Here is a 25,723-nt window from a genome sequence, read left to right as displayed (position 1 = left end):
ACGTAAACAAAATTTTGCAAGACTCATTCGGTTAACATATTTAGAAACTCATCAAAGCTGTTACTTGTAAAATAAGTTACAGGGTCTAAATCTGAAGATTCTTCATGATTCCAAACGCAAACAGATGGCTCTATTTTATCAGTATTTCTATAGTCTAAACACACAAAGTCACCTGCAAATAGAACAGCTATTGGTAATAACTCAGTACCTACTAAGTTTTCGTCTGAAACAATTCTCTCATCTAACTGAGTTCTAACTACTCCTATTTCGTAGAATTCATCATCCCTTTCCCCAGTTACCTTCAAGATACTTAAAAATCTATCAATTGCATAACTATGGTTGTTACACATAAAACTATCTTTTACAGGAGAAGCACCATTAAATTTTTTTATAAATTCTTTATATTCATCCGGCAATTTAATTCTCCACTTGTTTTCTTTTTCAGTCAGCAGAACATCATCCGGCAATGGATATATTATAGTTTCATCCTTAACTTCCATGTCTCTACCTCCTAAAAAATATTATCTCGGAGCGTCAGCCCACATACCTGCCGTCCGCCCACCATTGTGAGGTGTAATATTGTGAATACCAAATGGAACAAGTTCCATTTTACCAGGGATTTCCGTATGATGCCACGTCATTCCTTTTCTCGTGCCACCTATCTGCTCATCTAACCACTTAAACTGTTCTTTATCCGATAACTCCCAAAATTTTTCTGGTAGCTGAACAGTTTCTTCAATTACACCTGCACCGGAAAAATCAGCAAATCCATATCTCATTCCATCAACTTTTGTAACCTTTATTTCAGGAATATGTCCATTTGCTACTGCCACTTCTTTTATCTTTCTTTTTTGAGCAGCAGACAAGCTATCCCCACCAGGGATAGTATCATCCCAAGACCATGGTTTGTTTAAATCAAATTGTTCTTTGTATATTTTTGCATAATCTTCAATTACTTCATTAAATTTCTTATTCCCATTTATAAAGTCATCTATATTTTTTAGATTTGCTTTACCCGTCCCCTCAATCTTACCACCTTTCACATCCCCAAACCCATTCATCTCATTTAAATAATGCGCCTGCACAAATGTTTTGGGCAGTGGATTTGAATCCATGGAGATCTTTCCTACACTGAAAGGCACACCTTCTGGCGTGCTTAAAAATGGCTTGAATTTCGGGAGTTCAGCCAAGTGACCGGAATTCTGAAGGACTTTATTAAGGTCTTTCACGCCTTCCATCGCTTTAGTGGCAAAATCTTGTACCCCATCGGCCACTTTTCCTACCTTTGTACCCTTAGTCACAGATAGCCCCGGTACCAATACAGAAGCAGTTGCACCCAGCATGGAAGCCTTTTCCTCCGGCGTTCCTTCATTAAAGTTATGATACATCTTCTTCGCTGCTTCTGCCAATACTTCTGGATGTTGCATGAGATAAGATGCTGTATCTGCCATTTCCTGTGTCGTCTTCTCCGGGTCTATGACAAAATGGAATGTAAACGTCACTGTATCCACTACACCCATAACGGTTTCCTCGATAAGAGATCCTACAAATGCCCGCGTAACCGCATCCGCTTGTAACACTTTTTTCCGCCATTCGGTCATTCCGTAGGTTGATTCCAACCACGAATAATATGCCGATAACGAATTGGTCTCGTTAGGTTTTAATACATGCGCATTAAAATAGTTGAGTGTTATCTCATTATTATTGTTATATGCAGTAATCGGTGTCCCATCTGGAAGCTCCATCGGCGGAATATTCAGTCGTTCTCCTACGAGTTGGCGCTTAGCCCAGGCTCCCTGATCTCCTGGTTCCATCGCCATTCGGAGCATCAGCAGATACGATTCATTCTGAACTAATTTAGAGGGCAAGGTGGCTAGCCTTACAACATTATCTTACCTGTATATGTTGACTGGTCGTCACCAGATTTCTTTCCTGCACCGTCATCATCGTTGCAAGTGTCAGTTATGTTACGGACAAAGTGCACTCTTTGCATAACAACATTACTATAGTTGTCGTGCTATCCATCTTGAAAGGTTCGTTTTTTTATTTCTCAATATTACTATCGTTATATGGTATTTTACAGTTGCTGGTAATTTCGAAAAAACCGCAGATTACAAAGGTAACAAAAAACAGGTCAATCATGGTGGTATCTGACCATAATTGACCTGTTCTATGTAACGCTTTAGCGTTAATTAGGTTATAAATTATCAAGCATTATTGTGCGTACAAACGAAATAATGAAATCTTTATATGGGTATTAAATGGTTTATATGAGTTACTTATTAAATGATGGGTTCATTCGACACTGGGTAGCTCCCAACGAAGAAAAAACCTTAATAAGCCTAAGCTAAATTAATTACCTCTAACAACTCTAGTCTCGACCATCTAATTTGGCGACATATGCAATCTCCCTCATGAAAGATGTTACAGCATGACAATTTTCCTGATCATCCTCATCCAACATCGACCAATAATAAATAGTATTCTTATGAATACTAATATCTTGAAGAAGATGATATCTGATCAGACTAGCCGAACTCTTCTCAGCCTTATTTTCTAATATAGCATCATTGAATGATGAAATAATAATAATCATTAAAGCAAACTTTTCCTCTATGTTTAATTCGATATTTTCATAGGCGTATAAGAATTCGGTTATTCTTGAAGAGTCCGACACTTCATATTCCCAGTCTTGTGAAAATTCATCAGGAGCCGGTAATTTAATTTTCTTTACAAGACCTTCTACAGCACTCTTAGTAACATACTCCGGGTATACATTCTCCATGGTTATTGCTCCTTTTTATTATTTTCCTATTCCTGAAGGATGAGCACTGCTATATGGAAAAGCAGACCTAATTCCACCATCCTCTTTCACTATCACTCTAGCCATATCAGGTTTTATTTCAGTACCATCTGGCAAGTATCCTCTGGACTTAATAGATGATGGTAATGGAATTTTATGAACACCAGGGCCCTTTTTCGCCACCTCTGCAAGAAAATCTGCCGCACTGTTCTCATCAAGCCATTGGCTGATTTGATGTCCCTTCCCTCTGGCTCTATCTATAAGCTGATTTGGATTTTTCTTAGCACCGTGCTCTGAAAAAGTATGACCATACGTGGGAGTACTTTTAGGATTTCCCCATTTAAAATTATTGGCAGTTTGTCCCGTCCCCTCAATCTTACCACCTTTCACATCCCCAAACCCATTCATCTCATTTATATAATGCTCCTGCACAAATGTTTTGGGCAGTGGATTCGAATCCATGGGGATCTTTCCTACACTGAAAGGCACACCTTCTGGCGTGCTTAAAAATGGCTTGAATTTCGGGAGTTCAGCCAAGTGACCGGAATTCTGAAGGACTTTATTAAGGTCTTTCACGCCTTCCATCGCTTTAGTGGCAAAATCTTGTACCCCATCGGCCACTTTTCCTACCTTTATACCCTTAGTCACAGATAGCCCCGGTACCAATACAGAAGCAGCTGCACCCAGCATGGAAGCCTTTTCCTCCGGCGTTCCCTCATTAAAGTTATGATACATCTTCTTCGCTGCTTCTGCCAATACTTCTGGATGTTGCATGAGATAAGATGCTGTATCTGCCATTTCCTGTGTCGTCTTCTCCGGGTCTATGACAAAATGGAATGTAAACGTCACTGTATCCACTACACCCATAACGGTTTCCTCGATAAGAGATCCTACAAATGCCCGCGTAACCGCATCCGCTTGTACTACTTTTTTCCGCCATTCGGTCATTCCGTAGGTTGATTCCAACCACGAATAATATGCCGATAACGAATTGGTCTCGTTAGGTTTTAATACATGCGCATTAAAATAGTTGAGTGTTATCTCATTTTTATTGTTATATGCGGTAATCGGTGTCCCATCTGGAAGCTCCATCGGCGGTATATTCAGTCGTTCCCCTACGAGTTGGCGCTTAGCCCAGGCTCCCTGATCTCCTGGTTCCATCGCCATTCGGAGCATCAGCATATACGATTCATTCTGGACTAATGGTACGCTGCTGCTGGTAATCGACGGATCATAATCACACGCCTTAACCACTGGTTTCTTGAAATAACCGCTTAGATCCTTACCTGTTTGGTAATGGACTTCGTCTATGCCTAGATATTTCAGCTTTTGGCGTGCGTCTTCCGCCAGCTTATGCATTGCGTCCATTTGAGTCTTGTTTCCAAACGCTTGATATACTTTATATGCGGTCTGCGCTTTTGCGATTTGATCCCGTGCCTGGTAGATATCCTTCAGCTTGCTATGGGCTGCAATAGAGTCGATCGTTCCCAGTCCGGAATTCTTAACCGTTGTTTGGAGTTTCTGCACCAAAGGATCGCTATTCAACTCATCCCGTCCCATTAAAGCAGCAACCGAGGTGATCAGTTTCGTGACTATCTTCTGGGCATACGTTGGGATCGGAAACTGTCCACTTGCACTGCCTCCCCCAAGTTTTCCGAACATCCCTCCAAGAGTACCAAGCTGCTGAAAAAGTTGATTAGCCTGCCTCTTGTTCTCATCCTGTGCACCTTGAACACCTTTTACTGCATAACGAATAATATCTTCAAGCTTTTCAGCTTCTACCGTCAGTTCATTGATAAGTGTCTGAGCTCGTATCAAATCTGAACCCAGCGGATGAACCCAGCGGAATACCACCCCAGTTATTGGTCTGACCTCTCAGCTGCAAGTACAGCCGGTTGGTATCTTGGCTTACCTGTCTCATTTTTGTCTGCAGGCGTTCGACTTCATCTTCTTTAAATACCATTTTGTCCAATGCCATTTATGACCTCCAGTTCTTACACTTAGACCATCCAATGCACTACTTTCTTCGACCCCACAGGTCTTTATGTACTACTTCATCTTTAAAAACTTAAGTATTTGGAGCGCACACCTATATATCGGCTTAACTTCCCATTATTTTACTTTAAATCCTTTCTTTAAATTTTTTTAATTCTAATTACTGCTATAAGAATAAGTAGACAGCACAAAAACAGGTTGATTATAGTGGTAGCTCCCTATATTCAACCTGTTGAACAGAACGCATAGGATTGATTCTTGTATCTGATGCTTTATATTATTCAATTAACATTGTTAGAAATTCTTCGAAGTACTTAAAATGAAAATAATAGAAGGGTTGGGAAAACACATGTGACTTTGGACAAAACAACAATTGCGGGAGTTTTTCAAGGAAAGTAATTTGGTTTCTACAAAAAATGAGCAGAATGCCTTAAAGGATCTATTTTACCGAAACGATTCAAGAGATGTTAGAAGCCGAAATGGATACTCATTTGGGCTATGGCAAGCATGAAGTCAGGGCGAAGCTCACACCAAACAGTCTCCACGGAAAGAGTCGGAAAACGGTAGTCAGTGAGTATGGAGAGCAGGAAATCGTTATCCCTCGAGACTGTCTATGGTAGTTTGAGCCTCTTGTCGTTAAAAAGCATCCATCGCACAAAACGTCATCGAAGAACAAATTAGTTACCTTACCTGTATATGTTGACTGGTCGTCACCAGACTTCTTTTCTGCATCGTAATCATCGTTACACGTGTCCATTAAGTTGCGGACAAAGTCCTATTCTTTGCTTTCACCTTTGCTATAGTTGTCGTACTATCCTTCTTTAAAGGTACGAAAGCGAACATAATAAAAAACAGGTCAATCATGGTGATATCTGACCATAATCAACCTGTTCATTGCAACGGAATAGCGTTATTAAGTTATAAAATTAAAGCATCTTATGTGCGTACAACCGAAAGGGAGAAATCTTCAAACAGGTATTACATGGGTTATTTGTGTTATTGGGTGGATGATAAGTTCATTCGGCACTGGGTAGTCCCACCAATGAAAAAAACCTTGAAACGCACGAAGCCAATCAAGGTTTTCATTAACATTAAGATTCAAATGTAGTTCTATCGGGGAAATGTCCATTTTCCCTAATGAAACAAACTGATAACTTTTGTGCTGCTCTATCGAAATAAAATTTTGTTGAAATGTTCGGGTCAGGAATCGGGTCTAATTCGGCAAACTTCCTTGTTATTTTATTTAATTCAATTCTCCCCATAACAATCTCATTCGGACCAAATTTATAAATAACCTTTTCCTCATCTTCCATTTCCTTAAGTAACAAAACGAATGAAGCCAATATATGTCTCCTCCTTATTATGGATTCCACGGACGACCTGATTCTAAAGTTTTATCATGTGCTGTCCTATAATTTGTTTTGAAGATTCCTTCGAATCTCGACTCAAACAATTCATGATTTAGTAAATCTATATCACTTTGATTGTACGTCCCTTTTTGTAGTCGTTCCCAAGCTTGAGCAATATCATAATCAGCATCAAAGCGCCCAACACCATGGTCTTTTATATGTTCTTTGATAAACAAATGCTCCTTTATTCTCTGAACCCTACTATCCTTCATACCAGTATTTCTTGTTATTGATGCTACATCCGTGGTTGAACTCCTAAAAGTATCGTACATTTCATCGGCTTTATCAAGATTTCTTAAATATTCATCCGGGTCAAAAATATCAGATTTCCCACCTGTCTGAACTTTACCCGTCCCCTCAACCGCCTTTACTTCTACATCCTTTATTGAATGATTACTGTCACTTTTCCCTTCCATCTTCTCTCTTAATATCCGGTCCATTTCATTCTTAAAATTGATTTGCATCGGAGTCTGTGGAAGTGCCGGGGTATCTATATCTAGATTATTTATCTTGAATTGAAAATCTTCATTTATGCTGAATGACGGCAACGGTTTTTGTATCTCAAAACTTTTTACAGAATCCAATCCTTTGGGAGGCTTTAGACCTCCGCCTCCTGTGGAAGCAAAGATTTTTCTACCGGACCATACAACAACGTTACCATTCCCAGACTGTTGAGCCAATGATCCGCTGACCATGCTTCGTCTGGATTAAATGCTCCTTTCGCCATCTCCACTGTTCCCAGTGTTAACCAATCCGCAAACTTCTCCTTTGAATCAAACATATGCTCTGATCGATCTTTGGCTGCTTCATATATCCTGACCGGGATATCTCCTGCTATCCCTAATGTCAACCAGTTGAAAAAGTCATAGGGGGAGTCTGTGGCCTTATCCGCACGAGTTCTTAATGTACCTAAAAAACCCGTCCAATCTCTTTAAAACTGTCTATCGATTTATAAAAGGCATTTTTAGAATCCTCGGGTTTTGCTTGACCCTCCGTTCTTTTTAATCAATCGCTGCAGGTTAATCTACAATTGCGATAAATTTGAAGTAACCGCAAGAAAGCGAACATAATAAAAAACAGGTTAACTATGGTGGTATCTGACCATAATCAACCTGCTAGACGTAACGCTATTGCATTATTTAAGTTATAAAATTCAAGAGTTGATGTGCGTACAAAGGAAATGACTAAATCTCTATACGGGTATTACATAGGTTAAGTGTGTTACCGGTTGAATAATGGGTTCCTTCGGCACTGGGTGGGATCTTGAATAACAAATGCCCATATCTTTGATAACGGGTTATTTTATAACCTCCTATGTATCTGTTAATAAAAAAATAATCACAACACAGTGGTTAGCTCGCATTGTGATTTATTTTTACTTAATCACTTTTAATTATTAATTTAAAATCATTATCAATAACCACAAACTCATTGCTAACATTAACAAGTAAATCAGAATAACTCTCCTCTAATCTACATTTGAGTTCATTCATTTGAGGTAATACTTGTACATATATATAAATCTCTGTGATTTTATGGCTATCAGGATCAAGAAACATTGTAACATTAGTAATGTCATTTCCCTTCCGATTCACCTGATTAACACTGTAGATAATCTTTTTCTTGTCTTCAACTCTCTTTTTTTCAATGCCGAATAGACTGCCTAAATTGATGTAATTGGGATTCCCTTTTCTAAATATCAAGATTAGATCAACTAACAAACCATCGAGAGGCTTTTCAAAGAAATCTTTTTGTAGTGCATCCCATTCATGATCAATAAAAGTAAACCAATTAGGGCTTAGCGATGAAGTATCGATCATCCCAGGTTTTGATTGTTCGTATAAATCTCTTTTTAGGCCGATTTCATCATTATTTGAAAACACTATAGATTCCTCCAATTTTATTAGCTATTTCTTCTATCAACATATCGTTTACTTTAGCATACCCTTGTTCTCTATTAATCCGCATTATTTCAGGATTATTCCTAAATGAATTTTGAATGTCTGCAAAAATATCCCTTACATCGTAATATGGGACACTCCAACCGTTTGGTCCCCTTTTCATTCTAAGCGTCAAACCATTTGGAAGAGCCTTAAAACGTTTATTTTCAAGCTTTCCCTTTAACAATCCAGATAATTTCCATTTCCTTATGCCAATGTGGTGTAGTTAATATACTGCCATCGTTCTCAATACAGCGGTAAGGAAAGGCTTTATCCAGTCGTGGGAATTCCAAATAAATGGCCATCTGATCGTCTCTCTTACTTATTTAGTGGATTTATAATCTCATTTATAGCGGACAAAGGCGAGTTTGGCTATTGAAGCTGAAACGTAAAAAGAGCTATCCATTACCCAACCAGGGAGCATGGACAGCAAATTTTAGGGATCGTTAATGATTCAATTTCTCACATTTCGTAATTGCTCCACCATCCCGACGAAACTGCTTGGGGGTCAAGCCAGTGTATTTTTTAAATAACTGTGTATAGTAACTTTGGCTACAAAATTTAAACATCAAAGCGATTTCGGAAATAGACTGATTCGTGTGAATGAGGATCGACTGCGATTCCTCAATTCTACGCCGGTTGACAAATTCCGTGAGCGGCATACCCGTTTCACGCTTGAAGCGGTCGGACAAATAACTGGGATGCACACCAACATGCCGGGAGATCAGGCTAAGGCTCAAATCTTGAAACAGATGCTCGCGTATAAAATATACGGATAAATTGACAATATGTGAATAGTGAAGGTTCTCCTTCTGCTGGCGCATCACTGTAATGAATTGCAGGACCATTTCATATTCGTATCGATGAAGTGCCTCAATCTCCGTCGTAGCTTCCACCGCACGGATGAACGTATCACTCAGCTGAAAAGCGGTCTCAGGGTCAACACCACCCCGGATAATCGCACGTGTAAACAAGGTGCAGGATGCAATCATAGCGTTTTTCTTGGAGCGCAGCGGATATCGGGCTAGCGTAGCAGCTTCCATTGCGTTAATTCTATGCAGTGCTTCCAGTGCCCGGTTCTCGTCACCAAGTCGGATAGCTTCCAAAAGCTCTTGTTCATAATCCAGCGGAGGATGGACAAATCCCTCTGACAGATCCACAGAACGTGTGGACCAATATTCCGGTAGTTTATGTTGTCCTTTAAGTTGATCCATACTTGTTACCTCACCTAAAAATTTTGATAATATCCTAAATAATTTAGTATAATTCTAGCCCTTTCGGACTTAAAATTCAATTCATAACCATCAAGGGAGGAAACATAAGCATGAGCTGGAGCATTGCCAATCAGGGATTGTCGGCAGATACCCTACTGAATTTAGAAAGTATTTTTGCGCTGGGGAATGGATATTTGGGCGTGCGTGGCAATTTTGAAGAAGGGTATTCCGATAAAGAAATCCGCAGTATCCGCGGAACATATTTGAACGCCTTTCACGATGTGATTGACATTCCCTATGGGGAGAAGCTATTCGCCTTTCCAGGTACCCAGCAAAAACTGGTTAATATTATAGATTCCCAAGGGATAAATATTTATATAGGCGAAGATATGGAGCCATTTGCACTTACAGCAGAGAGTGTCCTCGCCTATGAGCGTAACCTCCATCTGGACAAGGGTTATTCGGAGCGTAAAATCCACTGGAAATCCCCCTCTGGTAAAGAACTCAAGCTGCATTTTCGTAGACTCGTTTCTTTCACTACCCGTGAACTTTTTGCCATTCATCTGACTGTTGAGCCTGTCAATTTCACCGGTCCAATCCAAGTTGTATCTCGTGTAAATGGCGATGTTAGCAACTATACGAACCCGAATGACCCGCGTGTAGCTGCAGGACATTCCAAACGACTGAGCGTAGTAGCGTGCGAAGCTCGGGGTGAATATGTATGCTTGGAGAATGAGACGATGGCTTCGGGTCTGCGAACCTCCTGTGTCACCCGTCATGAATGGGTAGGTGACTGGCAGGTTGAAACTCAGGCAGGAGAAACCGATCCTACAGTGACTGCAACCTCCTCCTTGTCTGGGCCACTATCGCTGACCAAATGGAATGTCTATACCGATACACTACGACATGAACAAATGCTTGTGGATACCGGTATTCAGGTACAGGAATCATTGAAGCACCTCTCCTTTGAAGACATGCTGGAACAGCAGGCGCATTATTTGGCTGACTTTTGGAAGCGTTCCGATGTAGTCATTGAGAACGACTTGTCGCTTCAGGAGGGCATACGTTTCAACCTTTATCAGCTGCTGCAATCAGCCGGACGCGACGCGCATAGCAACATCTCCGCTAAAGGCTTATCCGGTGAAGGGTACGAAGGCCATTATTTCTGGGACACGGAGATTTATATGTTCCCTGTGTTCCTAATGACTTCGCCTGACTTGGCCCGGCAGCTCCTATTATACCGGTATTCCAAGCTGGAGGAGGCAAGGGAACGTGCTAAAGAGATGGGTCACGCCCAAGGTGCATTGTTCCCATGGCGGACGATTTCAGGTACGGAATGTTCCTCCTTCTTCCCATCCGGTACAGCTCAATATCATATCAGCGCCGATGTAGCCTACAGCTATATCCAATACCATCTAGCGGAAGAAGATGACGCCTTCTTGCTCCAATACGGCGCCGAGGTGCTATTTGAGACAGCGCGGCTTTGGATGGAGATCGGTCATTACTACGAAGGCAAGTTTCACATCGATGAAGTGACTGGACCGGACGAATACACATGTCTTGTGAACAACAACTATTACACCAATGTAATGGCCAAACATAATTTAAAATGGGCCGCACGCAGTTTTGCGCGACTTCAAGAATATGACGAGGCTGCATTCCAAGCTTTGTGTGTGCGCCTGCATGTAACTGGACCAGAAGCAGACAGCTGGCTGAAGGCGGCGAATGCCATGCTGCTTCCTTACGACGAGAAGCTGGGCATTAATCCGCAGGATGATACTTTTTTACGCAAAGCGGTCTGGGATTTCGAGAATACACCACCGGAGAAACATCCGTTGTTGCTGCATTACCATCCACTCACGCTATACCGTTATCAGGTCTGCAAGCAAGCCGATACTGTACTGGCTCATTACTTGCTGGAAGACGAGCAGTCGCATGAGACCATTCGTAAGTCGTATGATTATTATGAGCAAATCACTACCCATGATTCCTCCTTGTCCTCTTGCATATTCAGCATTATGGCTTCGAAGATCGGGTATAAGGACAAAGCGTATAACTATTTTATAGAGACAGCGCGGCTCGATCTCGACAATACGCACGGAAACACTAAAGACGGATTACATCTCGCCAATATGGGTGGAACGTGGATGGCTATTGTGTACGGTTTTGCCGGAACACGTCTCAAGGAAAATGGCCTGTCGCTCGCTCCGTCCCTACCTGCGGGCTGGCAGAAATATAACTTCCGCCTCACCTTCCGCGGCCGCCTCATTGCTGTAACCATTCGCGAGGAAGGTGTGGAGCTTGAACTGCTAGAGGGTGAAGCCCTTGAACTTACGCTCTACGGCCAATCGGTAACTCTGGGCAACGAGAAGCCGGTAACTCAGGCGCTGCAAGCCTAATTCATAAGGAGCGAAACACAATGAATGCAACATCTCAAATTCAAGCCGTAATCTTTGATCTAGACGGCGTTATTACCGATACCGCAGAATATCATTATCAGGCTTGGGGCATGATTGCGAAAGAGCTGAGCCTCCCGTTCACCCGAGAGTTCAATGAGAACCTCAAAGGTGTATCGCGCATAGCCTCACTGGAGTTGCTACTTGGACAAGCGGCAACTCCGCACACCTACTCTCCCGAAAAGATGGAGGAGATGGCGACCCGCAAAAATGAGTTTTATCAGCAACTCATTCAGCAGGTAACCCCAGCCGATGTGCTGCCTGGTATTTCTGAATTGCTCGCCGAGCTGAAGGACCACGGAGTGAAGACTGGCATTGCCTCCGCTAGTAAAAATGCCTTTACAGTTATCCGCCTTCTAGGTATGGAGAAAGACTTCGGAGTTATTGTAGATGCAGCCAAGCTTGCTCGCAACAAACCAGACCCGGAAGTGTTCCTGACCGCCGCCGATGCGCTTGGTGTAGATCCGCAATTTTGCGTCGGGGTAGAAGACGCAGTCGCCGGGGTAGAAGCGATCAGAGCGGCAGGTATGTTCGCTGTATATATCTCCATACAGGAGAGCTTGTCCATCGCTGATATGAACTTGAACAACACTGCTGAACTTAACTACTCCGAGCTAAACCAGCAATTCGGTAATAAGAATAGAGTAACTAAATAATCGGGAATCCCAGTCTAAATATATGTAAGTTACGAACTAAGCCGGCAAGCTCCTAAGGGAAGCTTGCCGGCTTTTGTTTAAAATATACTTTTCAGAAAATCCGCTTCTGATTTCGATCATCAATAACCTATTGATAATATTGTGCTTGCGCTTTCCACATCGAACTATACTCTTGTTGGTCTTTCAACAATTGATCATGTGGACCGTATTCGCGCAATTCACCATTGTTAAAAAGTGCGATTTTATCGCAGAATTTACAAGCAGATAAACGATGTGAGATATAAATAACAGTATGATTTGCTGCCAAAAGATTAAAGTTGTTGTACATCTCAAACTCCGCATAAGGGTCCAACGCAGCTGTAGGCTCGTCCAAAATAAGAATAGGTGGCTTTTTGAGTAAAGCCCTAGCAATTGCAATCTTCTGACTTTCACCACCCGAAAAGTCTATGCCTTTTTCATCAAAGATTCTAAATACCTGTGTATCTAGTCCTTTGTCCAAACCTTTCATTTTTGCTTCCAATCCTACTTGATTAAGCATTTCTTCCATTTCTTTTTCTGATGTTTCGCTATCCATCGAGCATAAGTTGTCTTTGATAGAAAATGAAAATAACTTATAATCTTGAAATACTACGCCTAAGATTTTCATATATTCATCATATCGATATTCTCGAATGGATCTTCCATTCAGAAAAATCGCACCTGAATCAGGTTCATACAATCTGCACAGCAGTTTAATAAAAGTCGTTTTACCCGCGCCATTTTGACCTACTATGGCTAATTTCTCTCCATTTTTTATGGTCATTGACACATTTTTCAATGAATAGGTCTCACTTCCCGCATATTTAAAAGACACATTACAAAATTCAATCTCAACATTCATAAGTTTCTCAAGACGCTCTTCTCCGCTTTTCATTGTTGGACTTAGACTTTCAAATTCTCTAAACACCTTAATGTACTTACACATTTGGCGAAAATCAACATAAGCATTCATTCCCAGAGACACTTGCGTAGAAAAGCTATTGGCGGCGGAGATATACATAACAAAACCACCAATTTGAATTTTCCCCGTAACTACTTTCACAACCATGTAGGCGTAGATAATGACCATTTGCAATTGAAGATTAACACTGGTCAGTCCCTTATATCTCCCCACTTTTTCGTAAAGCCCTCCAAAACCACGAACGCTTTCATTATGATATGCATCCACTTTATTCAGCAAATAAGGAGCCATCCCAAACAAACGGACATCTTTAGCCATGGAAAAATCAACAGCCAGTTTGGAATAATAACCAAATTTCCGATTCAGAGGAGCTAATAATTTATGAAAATTGAATTGAGCTTGTTGCGACTTCCTAAAGATAAAGGTATTAAGTACAATCATCCCTATAATTACCACGATGATTCCAATGTTTAACGTAGAGATTAAGGCCGTTAGTCCCAATAGGGAGAGCATTGTTTGCAGCAAAATCTTCATACTATCTAGCATTTTACGTATAACATCCTGCTGCCTAATGGGAGTAAGCGCCTGTTCTTTAAGATCTAGCACTTTGGAATTCTCTAAATTCTCATAATCCAGGTTCATAATATGATTTCCAATATGTAGCTCTAAACTATCCATGACCAATAAATTGGACAGTTCAATTTGTTTAGTAAGATAACTCTGAAGTAACCCCAAGACAGCATTACCTGCCACCAAAATTCCTATCCAAAGGATAATATTCATTTCGCGGCCAGCTCCCATCAATTCATCAATTAAATATTTGGGAAGGATAATGTTTATAAACGGAAAGATTGCGCTACATAGTGAAGAAACTACCATTAACGGAACATAAGATTTTGACATGGAATGTACCAGCTTCAAAAAGTAAAGGGTCACATGCCAATCCTTTTTCAGAGCAGGGAATGGATTCATAAGCTAGGTATCACTCCCCTTATAATATTGTGCTTGAATCTGATACATTTGATTGTACTTTCCTCTGCGTTCCATCAATTCACTGTGAGAACCCGCTTCGGCAATTTCTCCTTGCTCCATATACAGTATCTGATCACAGAACCGTGTGCTGGACAAGCGATGGGAAATATATAATGCTGTTCTCTCTCCGATCATTTCATTAAATCTTGTATACAGATTGAATTCTGCAATTGCATCAACTGCTGCAGTCGGCTCATCCAAAATAATCAAATCTCCATTCTTATAAAGCGCCCTTGCCAACATCATTCTTTGATTCTCCCCTCCAGAGAACTCAACGCCTTGATCATCTAAAAACTTTTGCATTGGGGTGAGAATACCTGATTTCAATGAGGCGACTTTTTCGCTTAGTCCCGCTTTTTCAAGACTGTCATGAATTCTTAAAGCGTCAGACTCTCTATGTTCTTTTAGAGAAATATTCTCTGCTAATGAGAAAGCGAGTACGCGAATTTCTTGAAATACCGTAGAAAATAATCTCCAGTAATCCGTTTTAGCAAAATGTTTGATATTGATTCCATTCAGCGTAATCTCTCCACCATCGGGTTCATACAACCTGCATAACAATTTGATAAGCGTTGTCTTGCCAGCACCATTATGACCCACAATAGCAAGTCTTTGATGTGGAGGGATGATGAAGGATATTTTATTAAACACAGGCTGGCTAGTACCAGGATAAGTAAAGGAAACTTCTTTAAATTCTATCGAATAAGGGCCAGTTGGGAGTGTATGCATACCTCCTTCCCCCTGCTTATCTTGCGGTATCTCTAAAAAGTTACGGAGTTCCTCTATGTATAAATTCTGTGTGCGCAGATGGGCTAAATCTTTCATAAATCCCTGAAGAACGCCAGAAAATCCAGCGACAGCAGTTGTGTACATCACAAAATCACCTATAGTTATCCTGTGATGAAGGTAAAGATACGCCAAATAACCATATACAATCCCCTCACGGAATAACCGGATCAAAATATCTAATATTTCACTTTGAAAATAAGAGCTGCTGATTGAGGACTGAATTTTCTGTCTATTTTGAACACTTGAATGGTATAGGGAGACCAATGTATTGTTAAAGAAATTAATCCGAATTTCCTTACCAAAAGTAAAGTCTTGCATAATATCCGAATAATACTTTCTCTTCCTCTCCAATTCCGAAAGTTGTTGTTCATGTTCATACTCATAACGTTTAGCACGTAGGGAAAACACATAAGAACACCCAATACTTACAATTAGAAAAACAATAACAGCAAAATTTAATCCTCCAATTACAGTGATATAGCCCGCAAAAGCAAGAAATCCAGCCAGACATGAAAAAAATGTATGAAAAAATCCCTGAAACCCATTCTTCACACTTTGTAGAGAACACTTGGCCTGCTCCATCTGATTAAGATAACCGGGATCTTCTGTATTTTTGAGGTCAACATTCATATTTTGTGCAGTGTGGGCGTGGATCTGTTTAAATACAACTTTCATTAATTGAGTTAAACCCAAATTTTGTAGATATCCTGTAAAATAGCTAGTGATAGTCAGTATTAAAAACATCAGTGAAATTAGGAAGATAAAATGTTGAGGTCTTTGCTGTCCCGTCAGTTCATCTATAATAAATTTTGGGAATAGGATTAAAAGGAAGGGCTGCACAGCTAAAAGAAGCGTTACAGTAGAGTAATAAATAATGGAACGTCTACTGTTAATCCATGATGTGGAGAGGACATAGCGAATGCTGGTCCAAGTGGAGGTTAATGATTTTGTTCTCATTACATAAAGTTCCCCTTAGTATTTAAAATGTTTCTTGATTACATTTTATCAATACTATTATTTGGAAACAGTATGAATAAATTAGTATAAACAGTATTATTTTAGGTGGATTAACGGGTGAATTCATGCATCACAAATAAAAAGGTTCTTGCTAGCCGGAAGCTAGCAAGAACCTTAATCTTTAGTTTCATCCTCAGAACACCGACTTCTATTCGCCATTGCGGGCATCCTCACAGTATTCCAGCTTTATCAGACCTATCTTTAAAAAGCTTCTTTATAGTGAGTCCAAATAAAACACAGCAAGTCAGTGCCGCACAAAAATCAGCAATAGGCTCAGCAATAATCACTGCATCTGTTTTCGGGCTAATAAATATCGGGAGCAAAAGTACTAATGGAATAAGCAAGATAATCTTACGCAAGATCGCGATAAAAATAGAAACTCGTGCTTGTCCCAAAGCAATAAATACTTGTTGAAACGCTAATTGAATACCAAAAATACAAGTGCCAAGGAAAAATATCTTCATTAATCTAGCAGTCAGATCCACCAGCTCAGGATTATTGGTAAAAATGATAATGGGCAGCTTCGGAACAAAAATGGCCACGCCCCACATCGACAATCCGAAAGCTGCACAAAAAACACTGCAATATAAAATGGTGGATTTTACACGTACGTAATCGCGAGCTCCGTAATTATAGCTAATAATAGGCTGTGCCCCTTGCGCAAAACCAGATAACAACGTCCCAAAGATTTGCATCAGCGTGCCCATAATCCCCATGGCAGCAACGTACATATCGCCTCCAAATTTAGCTAAGGACGTGTTAAATACAATTTGAATTAAACTTTCGGTCGACATCATAATAAACGGAGAAAGCCCCAATGCAAGTACACTTGCAGCTTCTTTAGGTTTAATGCGCATATTCGATAGACGCAAGCGCAGATGAGCTCGTTTAGAGATTAAGAACCCTAATACCCAAATAGCCGAAATAAATTGGGCAATTACAGTTGCCAACGCTGCACCCTTAATGCCCATATTCATCTCAAAAATAAAAATGGCGTCAAGGACGATATTCACAACCGCTCCAATACATACCGTGAGCATGGCTGTTTTGGCGTATCCTTGTGCTGCAATGAACGGATTCAATCCTAAAGAAATGAGCACCGCCACAGTTCCTAGAAGGTAAATGCTTAAAAAATCGTCGGCTAGCGGCAATGTATCGTGACTCGCCCCGAATAACGTTAAGAATGGCGACTTAAAGATAAGAAACAAAGCGATTAGGATTATGGATGCCATCAGCAGCATAGTAAAACAACTTCCCAGTAATTCTTCTGCTTTTTTATGTTCTCCTTCGCCCATCTTTATGGAAGCTAGGGGTGCCCCACCAGCTCCGATTAGAGCTGCAAATGCTGAAATCAACATAATAATCGGAAAAGAGATCCCTATAGCGGATAAGGCTAGCGTTCCCCCCTCCTCCATTCTTCCGAGGAACATCCGGTCAACTACACTGTACATGGCATTGATTAGCTGAGCTATAACGGCAGGAATAGCCAATAAGAAAATAAGCTTGGGTATACTTTGGTTGGCAAAACGATCCTTCATTTGATTATTCATTTATTCATTTCCAATATAGCTTCACGGAGGCTTTTAGGAAGCTTTTTGACAACCATATCGTAGGAATGGTCTATCATGTCAAAGACATCCGACGCTGACAAGGAACCATCGATCATGATTGAATTCCAGTGTTTTTTATTCATATGAAAGCCTGGTCGAACGCAATCATGTTGCTCTCTTAAGTTCTCCGCAATGATCGGGTCACATTTTAGATTTAAGCGAACAACCTTCCCTGTTTCCTCAAAAATAAGTGCGAACATTTTATCAGCCACTTTGATGACCAATGGAGTAGGCCCAAACGGATGCTCCTGAGTCGCCCCTTTCTTTTTCAAACAATATTCGATGATGTTATTCTTCAACTCTCTCTCTCCTTTGCTGATCAACAATCTGATCATTTCTGCCATTAACCACGTTTCTTAATTATATCATTTTGTTCACCCGAGCAGTTCCCACAATCATTTATAACAGAGAAAAGACCGTCTCCATCAGGAGCGGTCATAAAGTTCATTAATATATAAATAATAGTAATGCGACAACTTCTCTCAGAATACCCGCTTCTGATTCCGATCATCAATAATAATCTGCACGGCTTCTTTAAACCGAATCGCATGGATAATCTCCCGCTCCCGCAAGAACTTAAGGCTATCCTGCAGATCCACGTCATCCGTCATGTCAATCAGCCACTGATATGTAGCCCGAGCCTTTTCTTCAGCCGCAATGTCCTCATAAAGATCAGCCAGCGGGTCACCCTTAGCTTGAATATAAGCCGTTGTAAACGGTACGCCTGAGGCATTATTGTAGAACAAGGCATGATCATGTGCTGCAAAATGCGGTCCTAATCCAGCTTCCTCTAATTCGCAAACCGATGCATCCTTTGTCAGCTTGTAGATCATCGTGGCAATCATTTCGAGGTGGGCGAATTCTTCTGTAGAAATATCGTTCAAAACGCCAATAACTTTATCCGGAATCGTGTATCTTTGATTCATATAGCGCAGGGCTGCGGCGAGCTCACCGTCGGCTCCTCCGTATTGCTCACTTAAATAACGCGCCATCCGGATATCACATTTACCGACCCGTACCGGATATTGCAGCTTCTTCTCATATATCCACATTCGGGAACTTCCCCTCCTCTAGAAACTTAGTTCCTTACAGTACACACTTCTTACACCTGCCAAGGCCAAGGAGCCTGATTCCATTCCCACGGACATTTCGAATAAGCGCGACCAAAATTCTGCAGCGGACCATATAATTCCTGAAATTGATTCGCTAGCTTAGTACGTTCCTGAGTCAGCTGATTAAATTGTTCAATACTTCTTAAATCATCTGGATGAGTGTTCAGATATAAGTTTAACTCCACCAAGGCAAAATCAAGAGTCTGCAGCTGTTCAAGCATTTCATAATATCGTTGATCGCAAGGGTTTGCCTCCATAGTCTACTTTCCTCCTCCTTTGCACTTAGATTCATACGGGCTGAACAGTGCTGGCCAGAGCGTGCCATACTTCAAAGCTTCCTGTAAACTAAACTGCGGAAGATCGGGTGGCTGAAAGTTAATGAACTGATTCGGTGGAACTACATATGTCTTGAATGGTACCGGTGGGCAAGGATCAAACGGGCCCCTAAACGGGGTATACCTCCGTAGCTGTGATTCCATTTTTCGTACCTCCTTTGTTCCTGTTCCTTGTTTATTACTCCCTTAGCTAACTTATGACAGCAGGACACATTATAAAACGTTATTTATAAAAAAAGCACTGGAGCAAGATTTGTCATGCAATTGCACAACAAATAAGCTGCCTTCGGAAAAGTACCGAAAACAGCTTATTATTTGGATCTTATTGAATATTAAGATCTAGACTTCACTTTTTTGACGAATCTTCGTGGGTAATCTCAAGGATATCCAACATAAAAACAAAGATGGGAATGCCAAGAAGAAGTCCCCAGACACCTATATAATGCTCAGAAAATAACAACACGATAAAGGTGTAGAACATCGGCAAATTCATTTTTGTGGACATCAACTTGGGATTCAAGAAATACCCTTCGATAAAATGTAATATCGCAATAATCGCCAGCACATAAGTGACTGTTGTCAGACCGCCGATGTTGTAGCCGATGATTAAGAGCGGAATGAGCGAAATCAAAAAACCAACCACCGGAATGAGACTGAGCAGAAAAATCAAGATCGATAAGGCAAATAAATATGGGAAGTTAAGCAGCCACAAGCCAATAATAGTAAGACAGGTGTTGAATAAGGCAATGAGAATTTGCGCTTCAATTACTTTCCCAAAGGAAACGATGAATTTTCGGCTAAAATACTCCAGATCTATATAAAACCAGGCAATTCGGCTCTCTCTCATTCTAGAAGTGAAACTGACAACCCGGTTCTTCTCCAGAATAAATACAAAACTTAGAATGGTCGATATAACGAAAGTCGCACCCCAGTTGCTAACCTTCAGCACATAATCGATACCTCTTTTGATGTAGGACTGATAGTTAAGGTCCCTGAGCATATCATACAAATACAATGTAATCTTGTTCTGCGGGAGATCTTCTGGTTTGAGATTGGTAAGGAAGATGGTTAATTGCTTAATCTGTTCCAATACTTTAGGGAGATATTTAGCAAGGGCCAGTGCAATCACTGCGATTAAAGCGAGGTATAAAATGACAATAATCACCTTACTGTTAACCTTCATAAATTTACCAATTCGTTTACTAAGCAATGTCTGAAAGCTGTTCATGACAAAAGCAATCAAAAACGTCAGCAACACCAGATTAAGCATCCCTCGAATACTGAACAGCAGCAACCCGATAAGTGCGAGAATAAAAAAACGCCTGGTGGTTATATTCGCGTAGAATCGCTTCAATACATTCATAGATCTTGCTCCATTCGATTGCGATTAATATTGCTGATCATCCACTGGCTATAAAAAGGAAAACTTAGCCCCCACAAAAAAGCCGATGGAAACAAAAAGGAGTGACCAGGTTAGCGCTCCTGCAGTCGTTATGAGTATATATTTTTTGAAAGACATAGCACTGATTCCAGAGATATAGCTTGATACATGCCTCAGACCGGGAATGAAATAGGCAATGAAAATCGCCCAGTTGCCGAACCGCAAAAACCATCTTTTCATACTGGCAAAACGCTTGGGTGTAAGGCCAACCCACTTGCCGAATTTTTCTACCACAGGTTGCCCTAGTCTTAAACCAATGGTATAGCTGATAAGCATTCCTGTGATAGATCCCATGAAACAAACTAATACCGAAAGTGAAAAGTCCAAAACCATAACGGAGGATAAATAGCCTACAAACAGCATTAACACCTCATCCGGTACAGGAAGTCCGATAATCCCAAGCGCCATAAGGGCAAATATGGCTAAATATCCGTACTGCGAAATGATCTCAATAATCCAAGGCATGGGTGTATCACTTCCTGTTGAAGGATTTTTTAAGTGACGGAAATGGAATACGACTGACCATCATTACAGACAGTATTGCCATTAATACGATGACCAGTCCTGGTTTCATGCGTTCATCTAGTAAAGAAATCATCGACAGAATGACTCCAGCAGCAGTAATGGGCATCCCCACGAACCCTTTGGAAGGCGCCGATAGATTAAACCTGGCCAAACGAAGTGCACCACAGATCAAAAAGAAAACTGAAGCTGCAGGTCCAATCCAGTGAGCATCTTCTAACCTATACAATAAGATAAGGAAGGTTGGCGCTAAACCAAATGATATAATATCCGCCAATGAGTCCAATTGTTTACCGAATTCACTGGTACATTGCAGTATTCTTGCCAGTAATCCATCGAGTACATCGCAAATTGCCGCAAGCAATATCATTAATAAAGCCAGGCTGTATCGTTCTTGAATCGTGAAATACAAAGATAGTGATCCGAGCCCCAAGTTTGCAAGTGTGCACATTGAAGGCAACCAATTCAATTTCATACGATTTCACCCCTTTCATTGTAGTATTTTTGTTGATCCGTTTAACCTTCAAAGGTCACAGTAAAGCTGACGCCGTTCTCCGTATTTTTCACAGTATAAAGACAAGCGTGCATATCTAATATTCGCTTCGCAATGGAAAGCCCCAGACCTGTACCGCCCGTCATTCGACTGCGAGATGGCTCAGACCGATAGAACCGTTCCCAGATTTGCTCTAGCTGATCTTCGGGGATGGATTCTCCTATATTTTGAACAGTGAATACAATAGTCTGGGCATGACTCTCAATATTGACGGTGATAGAACTTCTTTCTTCCGCATGTCTGATAGCATTGGTCATAAAATTCAGCAGAACTTGTTCGATCCAGTTCACATCAGCATATATCGGTAATTCGTTTGCAGGAATAATGATGACCTCCAAATGTTTTTCACTCAGCAAGTGAACCAGCTTGTCCGTCACCTTTTCCGTCAGTTCACTTAACATAAAGGAAGTTTTCCGAAGTTTAATCGTGCCCGACTCCAACCGCGCTAGATCTAACATATTTTTAACAAGAAACTCCATTTTATCTGCTTCCTCAATAATCACCTTAATGTAGTGATCCTGCTTGCCGGCGCTAACGCCGTCTTCCAATCCCTCGGCAAAACCTTTGATAATACTGAGCGGTGTCTTCAATTCATGGGAGGCATTGGCAAAAAAGTCCTGCTGCATGATCTCCATTCTTTGTTTCTGCTCCATATCCTCAACTAGCTGCTGATTGGCCTCTCTTAACTCTCGTAAAGCAGAATCCAGACTTAGCGATAAGGTGAACATGCTGTTAGAAAGGCTACCTAACTCATCCTTCTGCCGAATAGATGTATCCCCTGTAAAGTCCAGAGAAACCATCCGTTTGGCTATGTTGTTTAACTTAATCAGCGGTCGTGTTACCATTTTCGAAAAGAAGAGGGAAAGCACCAGAATCAGGACAATACCGCCAATCCCCAAATATAAAAAGAACCAACGCAACGCCTCATTAGAATCCTTAACTTCCTGTAACGAGGTCACTGTGAATAGTAATTCAATTTCTCCGGTACTTTGCTTAAGGGGCAGAATAATCACAGCATTGCGACTCCCACTCCAGGGAGCAATCCAGTCTTGCTTCTGTATTTTCAAATTCTTGAAGTCGTTTATCTGCGCCGGTGTCAAAGGAAACCATTCCTCTAGAGCTTCAAACAGTATTCCCTGGCGTGGATTCCATATTTTCAAATCAGGCAATACAATTTCTGTAACAGTACCTGAAGCGTGAATCATCCCAGTCTCTTCCGTATCCCCTATTGTTCCGGTCTCTTTTTTTGTAATACTTATAGGGTAGATTATAGCGGGTGAAGAACTGTCTTCATCCAGTAGTTCGCCTTCGATGCTGAGCTGATCATCTACTTTAATGTTCGCTGCTCTAAGCGCATCTCCGTACTGATTCATGAACAGGGATAAAGAGACAACCATACTCTTTCCATCATCATCGATTAACTTTATATGAAATGGATCTTCCGAATTCATCTTTCCATCCAGCTTCAAAATAACCATTTGTGTTTTATTCCGCAGCATAAACCGAACGAGCTCCTGGGAGGTTCGAGTGCTTCCCCACGGCTCGCTTATATATCTTGCAGCAAAGCTCTTAAGATGTTTCTCCACGCGGTTCTCTTTTTGCTTCTGATAGAAATTGTCAAACAACAGCAGTTGGCTTAGAATCACCATGCCATAGAAGCAAAGGAAAAAGATAACGGTCATCACAAACAGTTTAAAAGTAATTCCCCGTCTTCTCATGCCTCTTCCTCGAACATGTACCCTGTGCCAATCACCGTACGAATAAAACGTGATTCATAACCCAATTTACTTCGCAGCTTTTTAATATGACTGTCCACAACTCTAGAATCTCCTTCAAATTCAATTCCCCAGATCCGACTAAGGATCGTATCCCTTGAAATGACAATCCCTTTGTTTCGTATTAAAAGCCATAAAAGATCATATTCCTTAGGGGTAAGCTCCACTTCCGCATCTTCTACCTCTAAGCGATGAGCTAAGGTGTTAAACATCGCGGAACCAAATTTTATTATGCTGGATTCAGGCTGATGGGAGCCTTCAACACGCTTCATAAGTGCATTTGCCCGGGCTACCAGCACCTTTGGACTAAATGGCTTTGTAACATAATCATCCGCTCCTAATTCAAAGCCGTAGATTTTGTCGTCATCTGTAGACTTGGCGGTTAACAAAATGATGGGTACCGCTGATTTCTCACGAACTTCACGGCACACTTCAAAGCCATTCATAGCAGGCATCATGATATCCAAAATCAGCAGATCCGGCAGCAGTGAGTCAAACCAAACCAATGCATCTATTCCATTATCGGCTTCGAGTACTTCCCAATCATTCTGTATGAAGTAATCAGACACCAGTTCACGAATACGAATTTCATCCTCAACGAGAAGAAGCTTCTTTTTCAATCTAGACCCCGCTTTCAAACCATTTATAAATATTAGCATAGTCGAGTGTTATGTCCTTTATGTGTCCACAAAAAAACTCCCCCTGTCATGAGCCATGCAGCTCTAGCAGGAGGAGTTCATTTTATCCCTGATCACTCGGAACAATACGCACAATTTTCAATAGGTTATTCTTTATTTCCGTCCGGCTCTGATGGATTTTCTTCGTTCTCAATGGGGGGTTCCCGATGGATATTAATTCGAGTGATCCGCAATCTTGTCGATTCCTCGACTTCAAATATCACATCTTCTACTTTAACCCGTTTTCCTTTGGTTGGATTCCCCTCCAGCTCCTTAAACAACCAGCCACCAATGGAATCCACTTCATCATCCTCGATCACTACACCCGTAAGATCGTTGACATCTTCAATCAACATCCGGCCTTCAACGGAAATATAATCACCATTACGCTCCACACTCGGACGCTCATCTTCGAATTCGTCATGCAGATCGCCTACGATTTCTTCCAGAATTTCTTCTGCTGTCAGTAACCCGGCTGTACCGCCGTATTCATCGACAACTAGCGTTAGCTGAGCTTTATTCTTCTGCATAAAACGAAGCGTATGGCTAATCTCCATCGATTCCGGCACGTTAAGAATCGGTCGAACCAGCGTCGTAAGATCATTCTGCTGCTCAGGTGGAGCAAACAGCAGGTCGGTAATATGAATAAAACCAATAATACGGTCCTTGTCTTCAAAAGCAACCGGATAACGTGAATGTCTTGTTTCGGTAATAATCTTCATATTTTCTTCGAGCGAAAGATTGCTGTACAGCACATCCATATCCGTACGAGGCAACATGACTTCACGAGCGAGAAGATCAGAGAATTCAAAGATGTTATCCATCAGCTTCATCTCATCTTTATCAATGACACCACTCTTAGCACTCTGATTCATCAGGATACGAATTTCCTCTTCCGAGTGGGCTGCCTCACTCTCATTCGCGGGCTCAACACCCACTAAACGAAGCAATGCGTTCGCAGATGCATTCAGTATCCAGATAAAAGGCATAAAGAGATTGTAGAAGAACATCAGCGGTGCCGAGAGCAGTAGCGCAGATCCTTCTGTTCTTTGAATCGCAAGCGATTTCGGTGCAAGCTCACCAAGTACGATATGTAAAAATGTAATAATCGAAAATCCGATAACAACAGAAACAGTAGAAATCAGAGTACCGTCGGTAATCCCCATTTTATACATTAACGGTTCAACGAGCAGCTCTGAAATAGCCGGCTCACCGACCCAGCCTAATCCCAGTGACGCGAGTGTAATCCCAAACTGGGTGGCAGATAAGTAAGAATCCAGTCTCTTATTTACCTTGAGTGCATATCCAGCCATTTTATTACCTTCACTGACAAGTTGGGTCAGACGAGACTGCCTGACCTTAACTAATGAGAACTCCGCTGCTACAAAAATACCGTTCAATAATACGAGCACCAGAACAAGCAAAAGATTAAGCATTAATCTCCCTA

The 25,723-nt window shown here is 41.1% G+C and carries 27 protein-coding genes and 1 pseudogene; 3 read left to right on the top strand and 25 right to left on the bottom strand.

The window, feature by feature from the left end:
• Positions 1 to 23 precede the first annotated feature (23 nt).
• The 5 genes from NYE25_RS29685 to NYE25_RS29665 form a co-directional block, all read right to left on the bottom strand.
• A complete protein-coding gene (locus NYE25_RS29685) occupies positions 24 to 500 on the bottom strand; it encodes an SMI1/KNR4 family protein (RefSeq protein WP_341147542.1) in 477 nt (158 codons plus the stop codon).
• A 21-nt stretch (positions 501 to 521) separates the two neighbouring features.
• On the bottom strand, positions 522 to 1,868 hold the full coding sequence (locus NYE25_RS29680) for an HNH endonuclease signature motif containing protein (protein WP_341147541.1): 1,347 nt from the start codon (positions 1,866 to 1,868) through the stop codon (positions 522 to 524).
• A gap of 503 nt (positions 1,869 to 2,371) precedes the next feature.
• Positions 2,372 to 2,785: a hypothetical protein gene (locus NYE25_RS29675; protein ID WP_341147540.1), complete on the bottom strand. Its 414-nt coding sequence runs from the start codon at positions 2,783 to 2,785 to the stop codon at positions 2,372 to 2,374.
• 18 nt (positions 2,786 to 2,803) lie between these two features.
• Positions 2,804 to 4,621, bottom strand: a complete 1,818-nt coding sequence (locus tag NYE25_RS29670; RefSeq protein WP_341147539.1) for a hypothetical protein — start codon at positions 4,619 to 4,621, stop codon at positions 2,804 to 2,806.
• Positions 4,593 to 4,781, bottom strand: coding sequence for a hypothetical protein (locus NYE25_RS29665; RefSeq protein WP_341147538.1), 189 nt, complete (start codon positions 4,779 to 4,781; stop codon positions 4,593 to 4,595). Before NYE25_RS29665 ends, NYE25_RS29670 begins: the two co-directional genes overlap by 29 nt.
• Positions 4,782 to 5,171: 390 nt before the next feature.
• Here NYE25_RS29665 and NYE25_RS31360 point away from each other — a divergent pair.
• Positions 5,172 to 5,487, top strand: a pseudogene (locus NYE25_RS31360) (transposase); the annotation flags it as partial.
• 402 nt (positions 5,488 to 5,889) lie between these two features.
• On the opposite strand, the gene NYE25_RS29655 reads toward NYE25_RS31360, so the two are convergent.
• The 7 genes from NYE25_RS29655 to NYE25_RS29625 form a co-directional block, all read right to left on the bottom strand.
• Positions 5,890 to 6,141, bottom strand: a complete 252-nt coding sequence (locus NYE25_RS29655; protein ID WP_076284165.1) for a hypothetical protein — start codon at positions 6,139 to 6,141, stop codon at positions 5,890 to 5,892.
• Between the two features lie 17 nt (positions 6,142 to 6,158).
• Positions 6,159 to 6,791, bottom strand: a complete 633-nt coding sequence (locus tag NYE25_RS29650; protein ID WP_341044531.1) for a hypothetical protein — start codon at positions 6,789 to 6,791, stop codon at positions 6,159 to 6,161.
• Positions 6,792 to 6,805: 14 nt separating this feature from the next.
• Positions 6,806 to 6,988, bottom strand: coding sequence for a hypothetical protein (locus NYE25_RS29645; RefSeq protein ID WP_341147537.1), 183 nt, complete (start codon positions 6,986 to 6,988; stop codon positions 6,806 to 6,808).
• Between the two features lie 598 nt (positions 6,989 to 7,586).
• Positions 7,587 to 8,090, bottom strand: coding sequence for a hypothetical protein (locus tag NYE25_RS29640; protein WP_076284167.1), 504 nt, complete (start codon positions 8,088 to 8,090; stop codon positions 7,587 to 7,589).
• A complete protein-coding gene (locus NYE25_RS29635) occupies positions 8,077 to 8,334 on the bottom strand; it encodes a hypothetical protein (protein ID WP_341125805.1) in 258 nt (85 codons plus the stop codon). The genes NYE25_RS29640 and NYE25_RS29635 overlap by 14 nt, the downstream gene beginning before the upstream one ends.
• Positions 8,315 to 8,452, bottom strand: a complete 138-nt coding sequence (locus NYE25_RS29630) for an AraC family transcriptional regulator (protein WP_076301039.1) — start codon at positions 8,450 to 8,452, stop codon at positions 8,315 to 8,317. Before NYE25_RS29630 ends, NYE25_RS29635 begins: the two co-directional genes overlap by 20 nt.
• Positions 8,453 to 8,593: 141 nt before the next feature.
• Positions 8,594 to 9,361: an AraC family transcriptional regulator gene (locus NYE25_RS29625; protein ID WP_341147536.1), complete on the bottom strand. Its 768-nt coding sequence runs from the start codon at positions 9,359 to 9,361 to the stop codon at positions 8,594 to 8,596.
• Between the two features lie 110 nt (positions 9,362 to 9,471).
• Between NYE25_RS29625 and NYE25_RS29620 the strand changes: the two genes are divergently transcribed.
• Complete coding sequence (locus tag NYE25_RS29620) at positions 9,472 to 11,760, top strand: glycoside hydrolase family 65 protein (RefSeq protein ID WP_341147535.1); 2,289 nt, start codon at positions 9,472 to 9,474, stop codon at positions 11,758 to 11,760.
• A gap of 20 nt (positions 11,761 to 11,780) precedes the next feature.
• Entirely contained in the window at positions 11,781 to 12,473 is a 693-nt protein-coding gene (pgmB, locus tag NYE25_RS29615) for a beta-phosphoglucomutase (protein WP_341147534.1), read from the top strand.
• A gap of 127 nt (positions 12,474 to 12,600) precedes the next feature.
• On the opposite strand, the gene NYE25_RS29610 is transcribed toward pgmB, so the two are convergent.
• From NYE25_RS29610 to NYE25_RS29550, 13 genes are all read right to left on the bottom strand, one after another.
• On the bottom strand, positions 12,601 to 14,385 hold the full coding sequence (locus tag NYE25_RS29610) for an ABC transporter ATP-binding protein (protein ID WP_341147533.1): 1,785 nt from the start codon (positions 14,383 to 14,385) through the stop codon (positions 12,601 to 12,603).
• 3 nt (positions 14,386 to 14,388) lie between these two features.
• Entirely contained in the window at positions 14,389 to 16,191 is a 1,803-nt protein-coding gene (locus NYE25_RS29605) for an ABC transporter ATP-binding protein (protein WP_341147532.1), read from the bottom strand.
• Positions 16,192 to 16,421: 230 nt separating this feature from the next.
• The gene (locus NYE25_RS29600) at positions 16,422 to 17,801 is read right to left on the bottom strand and encodes an MATE family efflux transporter (RefSeq protein ID WP_341147531.1); all 1,380 of its coding nucleotides are present in this window, start codon (positions 17,799 to 17,801) and stop codon (positions 16,422 to 16,424) included.
• Complete coding sequence (locus tag NYE25_RS29595) at positions 17,798 to 18,160, bottom strand: MmcQ/YjbR family DNA-binding protein (RefSeq protein ID WP_042193530.1); 363 nt, start codon at positions 18,158 to 18,160, stop codon at positions 17,798 to 17,800. Before NYE25_RS29595 ends, NYE25_RS29600 begins: the two co-directional genes overlap by 4 nt.
• 183 nt (positions 18,161 to 18,343) lie before the next feature.
• Positions 18,344 to 18,913, bottom strand: coding sequence for a manganese catalase family protein (locus tag NYE25_RS29590; protein ID WP_042186391.1), 570 nt, complete (start codon positions 18,911 to 18,913; stop codon positions 18,344 to 18,346).
• A gap of 50 nt (positions 18,914 to 18,963) precedes the next feature.
• The gene (locus NYE25_RS29585) at positions 18,964 to 19,230 is read right to left on the bottom strand and encodes a spore coat protein CotJB (protein WP_042186389.1); all 267 of its coding nucleotides are present in this window, start codon (positions 19,228 to 19,230) and stop codon (positions 18,964 to 18,966) included.
• A gap of 3 nt (positions 19,231 to 19,233) precedes the next feature.
• Positions 19,234 to 19,452 (bottom strand): spore coat associated protein CotJA, encoded by a 219-nt coding sequence (locus NYE25_RS29580; protein WP_042186387.1) that lies wholly within the window; start codon positions 19,450 to 19,452, stop codon positions 19,234 to 19,236.
• Between the two features lie 202 nt (positions 19,453 to 19,654).
• Positions 19,655 to 20,671, bottom strand: a complete 1,017-nt coding sequence (locus tag NYE25_RS29575; protein ID WP_076301033.1) for an AI-2E family transporter — start codon at positions 20,669 to 20,671, stop codon at positions 19,655 to 19,657.
• 48 nt (positions 20,672 to 20,719) lie between these two features.
• Positions 20,720 to 21,214: a DedA family protein gene (locus NYE25_RS29570; RefSeq protein WP_042186384.1), complete on the bottom strand. Its 495-nt coding sequence runs from the start codon at positions 21,212 to 21,214 to the stop codon at positions 20,720 to 20,722.
• Between the two features lie 7 nt (positions 21,215 to 21,221).
• A complete protein-coding gene (gene pssA / locus NYE25_RS29565; RefSeq protein WP_149645893.1) occupies positions 21,222 to 21,746 on the bottom strand; it encodes a CDP-diacylglycerol--serine O-phosphatidyltransferase in 525 nt (174 codons plus the stop codon).
• A 41-nt stretch (positions 21,747 to 21,787) separates the two neighbouring features.
• Entirely contained in the window at positions 21,788 to 23,542 is a 1,755-nt protein-coding gene (locus NYE25_RS29560; protein WP_340968355.1) for a sensor histidine kinase, read from the bottom strand.
• Positions 23,539 to 24,219, bottom strand: a complete 681-nt coding sequence (locus NYE25_RS29555) for a response regulator transcription factor (RefSeq protein WP_060624606.1) — start codon at positions 24,217 to 24,219, stop codon at positions 23,539 to 23,541. The genes NYE25_RS29560 and NYE25_RS29555 overlap by 4 nt, the downstream gene beginning before the upstream one ends.
• Before the next feature lie 164 nt (positions 24,220 to 24,383).
• Positions 24,384 to 25,712: a hemolysin family protein gene (locus NYE25_RS29550; RefSeq protein ID WP_042193528.1), complete on the bottom strand. Its 1,329-nt coding sequence runs from the start codon at positions 25,710 to 25,712 to the stop codon at positions 24,384 to 24,386.
• Positions 25,713 to 25,723 lie beyond the last annotated feature (11 nt).

It is taken from the genome of Paenibacillus sp. FSL E2-8871 (assembly GCF_038000345.1).
Lineage (GTDB): Bacteria > Bacillota > Bacilli > Paenibacillales > Paenibacillaceae > Paenibacillus_AQ.
The sequence above is the reverse complement of the archived record's forward strand: the minus strand, read 5'-3'. Positions and strand labels throughout refer to the sequence as shown.

What these genes read in the sequence shown, in the direction of transcription:
- NYE25_RS29630 (WP_076301039.1), bottom strand. Translation starts at nt 8,452, where the DNA reads ATGGCCATTTATTTGGAATTCCCACGACTGGATAAAGCCTTTCCTTAC.
- NYE25_RS29580 (WP_042186387.1), bottom strand. Translation starts at nt 19,452, where the DNA reads ATGGAATCACAGCTACGGAGGTATACCCCGTTTAGGGGCCCGTTTGAT.
- NYE25_RS29620 (WP_341147535.1), top strand. Translation starts at nt 9,472, where the DNA reads ATGAGCTGGAGCATTGCCAATCAGGGATTGTCGGCAGATACCCTACTG.
- NYE25_RS29610 (WP_341147533.1), bottom strand. Translation starts at nt 14,385, where the DNA reads ATGAATCCATTCCCTGCTCTGAAAAAGGATTGGCATGTGACCCTTTAC.
- NYE25_RS29675 (WP_341147540.1), bottom strand. Translation starts at nt 2,785, where the DNA reads ATGGAGAATGTATACCCGGAGTATGTTACTAAGAGTGCTGTAGAAGGT.
- NYE25_RS29645 (WP_341147537.1), bottom strand. Translation starts at nt 6,988, where the DNA reads ATGTTTGATTCAAAGGAGAAGTTTGCGGATTGGTTAACACTGGGAACA.
- NYE25_RS29625 (WP_341147536.1), bottom strand. Translation starts at nt 9,361, where the DNA reads ATGGATCAACTTAAAGGACAACATAAACTACCGGAATATTGGTCCACA.
- NYE25_RS29665 (WP_341147538.1), bottom strand. Translation starts at nt 4,781, where the DNA reads ATGGCATTGGACAAAATGGTATTTAAAGAAGATGAAGTCGAACGCCTG.
- NYE25_RS29590 (WP_042186391.1), bottom strand. Translation starts at nt 18,913, where the DNA reads ATGTGGATATATGAGAAGAAGCTGCAATATCCGGTACGGGTCGGTAAA.
- NYE25_RS29605 (WP_341147532.1), bottom strand. Translation starts at nt 16,191, where the DNA reads ATGAGAACAAAATCATTAACCTCCACTTGGACCAGCATTCGCTATGTC.
- NYE25_RS29575 (WP_076301033.1), bottom strand. Translation starts at nt 20,671, where the DNA reads ATGAATGTATTGAAGCGATTCTACGCGAATATAACCACCAGGCGTTTT.
- pgmB (WP_341147534.1), top strand. Translation starts at nt 11,781, where the DNA reads ATGAATGCAACATCTCAAATTCAAGCCGTAATCTTTGATCTAGACGGC.
- NYE25_RS29685 (WP_341147542.1), bottom strand. Translation starts at nt 500, where the DNA reads ATGGAAGTTAAGGATGAAACTATAATATATCCATTGCCGGATGATGTT.
- NYE25_RS29585 (WP_042186389.1), bottom strand. Translation starts at nt 19,230, where the DNA reads ATGGAGGCAAACCCTTGCGATCAACGATATTATGAAATGCTTGAACAG.
- NYE25_RS29560 (WP_340968355.1), bottom strand. Translation starts at nt 23,542, where the DNA reads ATGAGAAGACGGGGAATTACTTTTAAACTGTTTGTGATGACCGTTATC.
- pssA (WP_149645893.1), bottom strand. Translation starts at nt 21,746, where the DNA reads ATGAAATTGAATTGGTTGCCTTCAATGTGCACACTTGCAAACTTGGGG.
- NYE25_RS29570 (WP_042186384.1), bottom strand. Translation starts at nt 21,214, where the DNA reads ATGCCTTGGATTATTGAGATCATTTCGCAGTACGGATATTTAGCCATA.
- NYE25_RS29550 (WP_042193528.1), bottom strand. Translation starts at nt 25,712, where the DNA reads ATGCTTAATCTTTTGCTTGTTCTGGTGCTCGTATTATTGAACGGTATT.
- NYE25_RS29600 (WP_341147531.1), bottom strand. Translation starts at nt 17,801, where the DNA reads ATGAATAATCAAATGAAGGATCGTTTTGCCAACCAAAGTATACCCAAG.